The following is a 3148-nucleotide window of genomic DNA, read 5'->3' as shown; positions in this document are numbered from 1 at the left end:
GAATAACATTAGCTGGCAACAAGCCAATTATTTTATAAAGAAATTGAATAAAAAAACGGGAGAGCACTATCGTTTACCCACCGAAGCAGAATGGGAGTTTGCAGCGAAAGGGGGGAATCTAAGTCAAGGATTCACTTACGCGGGGTCTGATGATATTAACGACGTTGCCTGGTATGCCAGTAACTCAAACAATAAGGCACACAAGGTAGGTCAGAAAAAACCGAATGAGCTTGGCTTATACGATATGACGGGTAATGTTGGTGAGTTTGTTATTGATGCGTTTGATGAAGGCTATTACAAATCAGCACCAAGTGATAATCCGGTAAACGCAAAAGATGAAAAAGAAAGCCTGGCACACAAGTCTGTACGAGGTGGTAGCTTTGCCTATGATGCTGACGAATCCGAAAACTATCGTCGCGATTTTGCTAGCCAGTCAGTCATCATGTCCGATATGGGGCTGAGATTAGCGAAAGACGCTGATTAAACTAAGTAAGAAAAAAGTGGAGCGATAAAAGCTCCACTTTTGGTAATTAGCTCCTATTGACCCCAACAATAGAGGCTTTAAGCTGATCAATAGCTTGTTTAGGTGCATAGTGACTAAGCTCTTGTATGCACCTATCGAAAGCAAAAGCGACAGCACCTTTTTTATGATTTCTCGCTAGAACCTCGCATTGAGCATACAAGTGCTGTGGATTGCCACCGACGTCAAATGCTGTTTGCAACGCTTTACTGGCTTCTAGAACATCGCTTTTTTCTAGAGCTAGACCGTACACGTACCAATAATGAGCATTAGTTTCACCAATTTCTGCGGCGCGTCTAAGTAGCTTTTTCGCATCATCAGCTTTGCGTTGACGCAACAAAGAAAGACCTGCGCTGTATGGTAACGTGCTGGATTTAGGTTGAGCTTTCATCCCTTGTTGTAGCACCGTGAGCGCAGCTTCTTCTTTACCTAGGTGACGATACAAATCTGCTAGGTTAACGTAGCTATTTTCGAAATAGGGTTCGATGCTGATCGCTTGTTTATACAGCTCGGCCGCTTTGTCGATTTCACCTAAGCTGCGGTACACATTCGCCAAATTGGTTCTTCCGAAACCACGATCGGCATTAAACTCTTGAATTTCCATGTACTCTTCTAAAGGCGATTTAATGATATCTTTTTGTAAAGGGGTCATTTGTGCGTAGTTCGCTACCAGCACCGAGGCAGCTTCCGCTCTCACTGAAAGCACCGGGTCACCAAGCAATGGCTCTAGAATCCGCCACCGATCATGAAATTCATAACCAGACGAGCCTGAAATTGCCCCTAATCGAACCATTTCATTCTCATTCTTAACGGCCCTAGCCAAAGATACTGTTGTATTTTGGTCAGTGTTGCCCCCCATTCTCTCCAGGGCTGAGGCGCGAATAATGTCTTTTAAAGACGAATCCTGAGCAGAGTATGCCAACGCATTTGCTGCTCCTTGATGACCAATTGAATCCGCATAAAATGCGACAGCAAAATGTTGTTGATTACGATACTTCGAATTAGGGTACCATTCTGCTATCTGTTCATCGGCCCATTGATTGCTTTTATCTTCATGGCATGACATGCAAACATTGGGCGTTCCAATATGTTTGCTCAAATCCGGTCGTGGAATATGCCAACTGTGGTCTCTACGAGGATCGACTTGCATGTAAGTTGTTTCTGGCATGTGACAAGTCGTACATTGCGATGCTTCAGATCCAACCTTATGAAAGGTATGCTTTTCAGGTGTATATTCCGATGCAATATGGCATTGCGAACATACTGCCTCTTCTGGGATCGTTAATTCTGCCGTGTGTGGATCATGGCAATTAGTGCACGTGACCCCCTTCTCCGCCATTTCAGATTGAAGAAACGAACCATAAACATAATCTTCGTCGTAAATCTGTCCATCATGATAGTAGAGTTCAGGTGTTATAAGACTTAAGCGATATTTATCAAAAAAGGAACCTTTAACATGATCACCTGTTTCATTTAACTGGGTTCGGCGACTATGGCATTGAGCGCATGTTTGCACTTGATTGGTTGCTTCAATTGATTTCGGCTGTAACGTACTATGGCCTTCCTCAAACACCCAATCCGACACTGCTTTAGACAAATTTCGATCAAAGCCATAATGGCTGTCATGCTCAAAAGAAGTGCCAGCATTTTTGTATTTCTTGGCCAGTTCTATGTGCTGACTAGCGGGACCATGGCATGCTTCGCATCCCACATTAATCTCTGACCATGAGCTGTTGTAAGTGTTTTTGTCAGCGTCGTAATTCTTCTTTAGGTTCGTTGAATGGCAATCAGCACACATGAAGTTCCAATTTTGCCCGGTATTGGTCCAATAGAACTCATCCGTTGTTGTCGTTTCTGGATAAAGATGAAACCAACGCTGTCCCCCTTCAACTTTAGCTCTTGTGTCCCAAGCAAAAGGAATAAGCTGCACGCGGCCATCTTCAAACTCGACCATGTACTGCTGTAATGGCTCCCAGCCAAATGTATAGCTGATCTTATAGTCATGCCATTGCCCGTCAGCACCTTGAATATTGACCCAAAATTCGTCGCCTTTTTTAAAAAAACGATTAGGCATTCCTTTGTGCGTTACAACATGGTTATCAAAATCACCACGTACAGAGGTTGTACTTGCATGCTTCATGGCCATATCGTGATGTGACCCTTTCCAGGCCTCCACTTCGTTTTGGTGGCAATCTATACAAGCTTGTGTGCCAGCATATTCTGGATTTAAGCCTGAAGGAATATTTGGTTTCTCTGTGAATAACTCTTGAGAAAAAGCCATAAAACTGACAACAACGTTGACCAGCAATAAAATGCGAAACCGGCCTGCCCACTGACTCATAGATATCCTTATATTTATAATGTACAACCTAAATCAATATAGACACTAAATCACTGGTTATACAAATAATTACAAGCAATACATAACGACTTTAGTATTGCTTTAGGACCGTAAAACAAGCGAGCATCTTATTGTTTTTCATTTCCATCCCCTCTTCTACTACGCAATAAAAATAAGGCTCTTCAGTGATCTAAATCTACTTTACGAATCTCTACAAACTAACAGGATAATCCTATTTCTTCTTAATTAACAAATAGTTACCACCTAGCAATAACTTATGGTTATAT

2 protein-coding genes are annotated in these 3148 nt (G+C 42.4%); one reads left to right on the top strand and one right to left on the bottom strand.

Annotation, left to right across the window (positions count from 1 at the left end):
- Positions 1-484: SUMF1/EgtB/PvdO family nonheme iron enzyme (locus tag CAG68_RS01440; protein ID WP_161440709.1), on the top strand; the 484-nt coding region annotated here is incomplete at its 5' end.
- Between the two features lie 46 nt (positions 485-530).
- Here the strand turns inward: CAG68_RS01440 and CAG68_RS01435 are convergent.
- A complete protein-coding gene (locus CAG68_RS01435) occupies positions 531-2861 on the bottom strand; it encodes a tetratricopeptide repeat protein (RefSeq protein WP_161440710.1) in 2331 nt (776 codons plus the stop codon).
- Positions 2862-3148 lie beyond the last annotated feature (287 nt).

Source organism: Vibrio sp. V42_P2S4T144 (assembly GCF_009904715.1).
In the GTDB taxonomy this organism is placed as follows: domain Bacteria; phylum Pseudomonadota; class Gammaproteobacteria; order Enterobacterales; family Vibrionaceae; genus Vibrio; species Vibrio alginolyticus.
Note: the sequence above shows the minus strand (reverse complement) of the source record. Positions and strands in the feature narration are given on the sequence as shown.

Coding starts and splice junctions, on each gene's coding strand:
- CAG68_RS01435 (WP_161440710.1), bottom strand. CDS start 2,861: ATGAGTCAGTGGGCAGGCCGGTTTCGCATTTTATTGCTGGTCAACGTT.